The sequence below is a fragment of the Oscillibacter sp. CU971 genome (assembly GCF_905219725.1).
Lineage (GTDB): Bacteria > Bacillota > Clostridia > Oscillospirales > Oscillospiraceae > Oscillibacter.
Map to the genome: position 1 here is coordinate 1 of NZ_CAJMXG010000194.1, position 5,678 is coordinate 5,678.

The following is a 5,678-nucleotide window of genomic DNA, read 5'->3' on the forward strand; positions in this document are numbered from 1 at the left end:
CTGCACAAGCTGTTTGCACCATTGCTGCTTTCAGCACTTTACTCAAGCGGTTTTAGCCTATTGGTACAGCTTCTAAAGGAGAATATCCCATGGAAAAGACAACCGGCGATTTGCGGAACGAGCTTTTGAGCCAGCCCCATCTGGACGAGTATTTGAAGGAGAACGGGGACCAGTTTGTAAACTGGGGTCTGACGGAACAGCTGATGCGGTTTTTTGACGAAAAAAATGTTTCGAAAGCGGCGGTGTCGCGGAACGGCGGCATGAACGAAGTCTATCTCTATCAGGTGCTTTCCGGGCGGCGGAATCCCTCCCGGGACCGTTTGCTGTGCATCTGCTTCGGCCTGGGGACGACGGAGGAGGAGACCCAGCGGCTTTTGAAGTGCGCCGGTTTCGCGCCGCTGTATCCGCGTTTGAAGCGGGACGCCATCATTCTGCACGGCATCGCCCATGGCACGCCGCTGGCGGAGGTCAATGACAAACTGTTTGAGAAGAACGAGGGGACGCTGTATTGAGCTTTCCCGGCGGCCCTGACATCGTGGAGGAGCCGGATGCTATATGGAATTCAGGAAAGGAAGCGGAGCTTATGAGCACAGTTATGGAACAGAAAAACCTGCTTTTGCGCAGGCGGGAAGTGCTGAAAGGAGAGCTGGCGCAAACAGAGGCCGCTCTCTCGAAAAAGACGGAGGTATGTATGCAGGCCAGCAGCAATTTTGCCGAAGCGGAGGCGCGGCGGGGAGAAGCGGGCGCTTCGCTCCAGGAGCTCCGGCAGCTGGTGGAGAGCGCCGTCAGAGAGATCAAGGCCCTGCGTGAGGAGCGCGGGCGGCTCAGCAAAAGCCTGGAGGAGCTGGACGCGGTGCTGGCTCTTCTGGACCAGCTGCCCGCCGGAGAGCCAGTGGAACCGCAGGCCCGGAAAGCGGGAGAGCCTGAAAAGCGGACAGAACAGGCCCAAACGGCGGCGGGGAAAGCGCCGCCCCGCCCCGGGCTCTCGCCCTATTTTCAAAGCCGCCTGGACAGCGTCCTCCAGCGTCTGGAGGCATATTACCCCGACCGCGTTATCCGGGACAGAATCGACCAGGCTCATGAAACGCTGGGCCGGGACCTGACCGATCTCTACAAACTGCTGGGCTATGCCAGCCGGAAGGAATTTCTGGACGCCTACGGCTATCAGAGTCCTTCCGCGATTCAGGAGCGGCGCTCCACGGAGGATTCCACCGATGTTGTCAAGCGGAAAACCGAAAACGTCCTCCGCCGCCTGGAACAATACTATCCGGACCATGTGATTCCCGGACGCCTGGAGCAGGACCACAAGTCCCTCTCCAGCGATATCTCCGAGGTCTACCGCCTCCTGGGCTACGAGAGCCGCGCGGAGTTTCTGAACGCCTACGGCTATACATACCAGCCATCCGTGGGCGGACGGCCCGCCCAGGACTTCCAGGCCATGCTGGACGCCCTGGCGGAAAAATACCGGGACCGGGAGAAGCCCACTGCCATGGGCGTGCTGCTCTTTGAGAACCCGGAGTACAAGGGGCCGCTGAAGTCCCTCGCCAACAAGGCCCAGGAGCTTTGGGGCATGACGCTGGTCGCATACCTCCGTTCCATCGGCGTCATGGCGGAGAAGGGCGCCCCTCGGGGCCGCTCCGCGTCCCCCGCCAGGCAGGAGGAGACCGCCTCTGTCGCCGGACTCTCTCCTGCGGCCACGGCCAGACTGAAAGACCTCTACCTGAGCTTGAATCCCCGGTTTTACGGGACCTTCAAGGACGCGGCGCGGAAGCTGGCTGGGCTGGAGGCAGGATGCACCAGAGGGCAGCACGCGCGGTTTTGCATCACCGGGGCCACGGACTGCCCCGCGGACGTGGAAATCCCCCAGGGCTTCCGCTTCATCCAGGAGGGGGCCTTCCAGAATCAGCAAGGACTGGAAACCATCGTTTTGCCGGAGAGCCTGACCGAGATCCAGGCGTCGGCCTTCGAGGGCTGCACGCATCTGCGCCGGGTTATTCTGCCCGCCGGGCTGGAAACGGTGAAGGACCGGGCCTTTGCGGGCTGCACGGCTCTGGAGGACGTGGACTTTCAAGGCGGCGTTCCCCAGGTCAGTTCAAGCGCCTTTGAGGGCTCCGCTTACCGGTACACCCCGCCGGAGGTTCCGGGAGACTCGGACGGCCAGGACTTTACCTATACCTCCGGCGTCGGAGGCGTTACCATCACCGGCTACACCGGTACAGCGGAAGAGCTGGACATCCCCAGGACCATCCAGGGCGTCCCGGTGCGGATGATCGCCAAGGGCGCCTTCAGCGGCAACCGGAACCTGACCGAGGTCACCATGCCCGATACCATCCAGCGCGTCCAGGGCCTGGCCTTTGAGGGCTGCATCAGCCTGCGGAAGATTCATCTCTCCAACGCCATGACCAAGCTCATCAACACCACCTTCAACGGCTGTACCGGCCTGCGGGAGGTCAATATTCCCGACGGTGTGACGGCCCTCCAGGAAAGACTCTTCAAGGACGCAGCCCTGGAACGGGTCCACATCGGCAAGGGGCTGGAGGCTCTGGACCCTGACTGCTTCTTCCACTCCTATGACCTGGAGGACGAACGGAACAACCATCCCCACGCCCTTTCAGCAATCACCATTGATCCGGAAAACCCCCATCTCAAGGTGGAGATCCCCTTTGTGTTCTCCGCCGGCGGCAGGACTCTTAGCGCCTTCTTTGGCACGGGCATCTGCGAGATTCCGGAGGGCGTGGAGCGGATCGGGCCCAACGCCTTCTCCCGGCGGACCGGCCTGACGGACGTGACCTTCCCCTCCACCTTGACTGAAATCGGAAAGAACGCCTTCTCTTATAGTTCCTCTCTGCGGCGGGTGGAATTTGGCGAAAACCTCCGAATCATCGGAAACTCTGCCTTTTACCACTGCGAACGCCTGAGCAGCGTCCTGTTCAGCGAAGGACTGGAGGAGATTGGGGACTATGCGTTCCAAGGCTGCCCCATCCACCTGGTTTCCCTGCCCTCCAGTCTGCGGAAGCTGGGGAAGGACAGCTTTGACTGCCTCAAACTCTATTATGATTTCCGGGAGCATCCCCAGGAGCTGCGCCTCGCCCCAGGCGGCCCCATCGAGGCGGACGGGGACGCGGTTTATCAGATTGAAGGCGGGGAAAAGACCTTACTCAGGACCTACGGCCCCCGGCTCTACACCTATTACCATTACGAGGAAGGTGAGGATTACGACGAGGAGGACGCGGCGGTCCTGACCCGCTATACCGTGGCGGAGGGCACCACCGTGATCGCCAAGGGGGCCTTTGAGAACTGCGACGGCCTGATTTCCGTCACGCTTCCGGATTCCCTGCGGGAGATCGGGGCAAGGGCGTTTTGCGGCTGTAACAGGCTGGAAAGCATCCGGCTTCCCCATGGCCTGCGCTCCATCGGGGCAGAGGCCTTCCGGGGAACAGCCATCGCGGAGCTTGTGCTTCCGCCGGAGATTGCGGCCATCGGCGACAGGGCTTTTTCAGCCAGAGCATACGGCAGCGGAGCCTCTGTCCCGCGGAGCATTCAGGTTTCCGCCCAAAATCCGCACTTCCGGGCCGAAGGCAACTGCCTCCTCCGGCGAAAGGAGGACGGGAGCTGGTCCCTGATGTTCGCCTTTGGGGAGGGCGAGACGGTAACGGTACCGGAGGGCGTCACCGAAATCGAGTCCCTGGCCTTTGACAGCCGGACGATGCAGGAGATCCGGATTCCGTCCTCTGTCCGGGACATTGCCCGGGACGCTTTCCGCGAGTGCAAAGGTCTGCTCCGGCTGCGCCTGGAGTACGCTCAGCCGGAAAACGGCCAGAGCTGGGCGGTGTTTTACTTCCCGGAATTCCTGGAGGATGAATATGGATATGTCTCATACAGCGCCCGAAATCAGTATCTGGACTGCATCCGAACCAACCGGGACGGCGTGTTCGATATCGTGAAGTACGACAGCCTCTTCCCCTCCATCCAGGAGTTCAAGGACCGGGTGCTGATTGCCACGGACCGGCTGAAATCCGCGGTCCAGCTGGTGCCGCTGTACCGGGACGAGTACCTAAACTGGCTGCGGGAGAACGCCGCCGAGGCGGTGGAGGTTGTCATTAAGTTTGACGATCTGGCAGGTTTGAACACCCTGGCGGAGCTGGGGGTCTTCACCGGAGAGAACATCGACAAGAGCATCGAGCTGGCGAACGCCGCCCGGAAGCCGGAGGTTTTGAGCTATCTGATGAACTACAAAAATGCCCACATCGGCATCACGGAAACGGACTATGAGCTGTAAGAGAGGAGGAACGCCGTGGAAAGACAACAGCGGGCGGAGGAGCTGGCGGTCCAGATTTTGAAATACGCCCGGAACGAGCTGCTGGTGGCCTTCCGGTTTCTGGATTTGGCCCTGTGCAAGCCGGAACTGCAAGCGGGGGGCCTGGAGACTCTCGGCATAGACGGGAAATACCTCCGCTTCAACCCGGATTACATATTTGAGCTTTACAAGCAGGGCGGCGGCGAGCTGAACCACAGCTGCCTCCACGCCATTTTCCACTGCGTGTTCAGCCATCCCTTTGTGAACCCTGCCGTTAACCGCGAGCTGTGGGACCTGTCCTGCGACATCGCGGTGGAGGGCATCCTCAGCGAGCTGAACATGAAGCAGCTGGAGACGCTGACCGGCCCCGCCATGGCGGTGGAGCTGGCGGCGCTGCAGCAGGGCGGCAAGCTGACGGCGGAGCGGCTGTACAAGCGCTTCACGGACAAGCCCCCTTCTCCGGGGGAGTACCAGCGCCTTCATGATCTGTTTTGCCGGGACGAGCACGGCCCCTGGTACGCGCCGCCTGCGCTGCAAGCAAACGCTTTTCTTGCGGCTGCCGGGCAGGACGGCGGTGCAGAGAACGGTGGAGCCGCTTCGTCCGGCTCTATGACCATTGAAATTTCAGCGGATGGAGCAGAGAATGGAGCGGCGGGCGGCGGCCTTCAGGCCGAGTGGCAGGCCATCAGCCAGCGGGTGCAGGTGGATTTGGAGACCGCCTCCCAGTCCTCCTGGGGAGACCGGGCCGCGAACCTTCTGCAAAACGTCCAGGAGGTCAACCGGGAGAAATACGACTATTCGGACTTCCTGCGGAAATTTGCCGTCCTGGGGGAGGACATGCAGATCAACGACGACGAATTTGACTACATCTTTTATACCTACGGTCTCCAGCTCTATCAAGACGTGCCCCTCATCGAGCCGCTGGAGTACAAGGAGGTCAAAAAAATCAAGGATTTCGTCATTGCCATCGACACCTCCGGCTCCGTCCAGGGAGAGCTGGTGCAGGCCTTCCTGACGAAAACCTATAACATCCTGGCCCAGCAGGAGAGCTTTTTCAGCAAGATCAACGTCCATATCATCCAGTGCGACGCGGAAATCCAGGAGGACCACAAGGTCACCTCCTGGGAAGAATTTCAGGACTTCCTCAAAACCATGGAGCTCAAGGGCTTCGGGGGAACGGACTTCCGCCCGGTGTTCCAGTATGTGGACGAGCTGCGGCGGAAAAAGGAGTTCGACAACCTCAAGGGGCTGATCTACTTCACCGACGGCTATGGGACCTTCCCGGAGAAGAAGCCGGAGTATGACACGGCCTTCGTCTTTATCGACGACGAATACGGCCAGCCGGAGGTGCCGGTCTGGGCGATCAAGCTGGTTTTGCAGA

Annotated in this window: 3 protein-coding genes; all 3 read left to right on the top strand. The window is 60.8% G+C overall.

Features of this window, described 5'->3' with window-relative positions:
• Positions 1–89: 89 nt before the first annotated feature.
• Entirely contained in the window at positions 90–512 is a 423-nt protein-coding gene (locus JX325_RS12090) for a helix-turn-helix transcriptional regulator (protein WP_204791367.1), read from the top strand.
• Positions 513–583: 71 nt separating this feature from the next.
• Positions 584–4,279, top strand: coding sequence for a leucine-rich repeat domain-containing protein (locus JX325_RS12095; RefSeq protein WP_204791368.1), 3,696 nt, complete (start codon positions 584–586; stop codon positions 4,277–4,279).
• 15 nt (positions 4,280–4,294) lie between these two features.
• Positions 4,295–5,678 (top strand): VWA-like domain-containing protein (locus JX325_RS12100; protein WP_243414069.1); only part of this gene is annotated, 1,384 nt, incomplete at its 3' end.

What these genes read in the sequence shown, in the direction of transcription:
- JX325_RS12095 (WP_204791368.1), top strand. Translation starts at nt 584, where the DNA reads ATGAGCACAGTTATGGAACAGAAAAACCTGCTTTTGCGCAGGCGGGAA.
- JX325_RS12090 (WP_204791367.1), top strand. Translation starts at nt 90, where the DNA reads ATGGAAAAGACAACCGGCGATTTGCGGAACGAGCTTTTGAGCCAGCCC.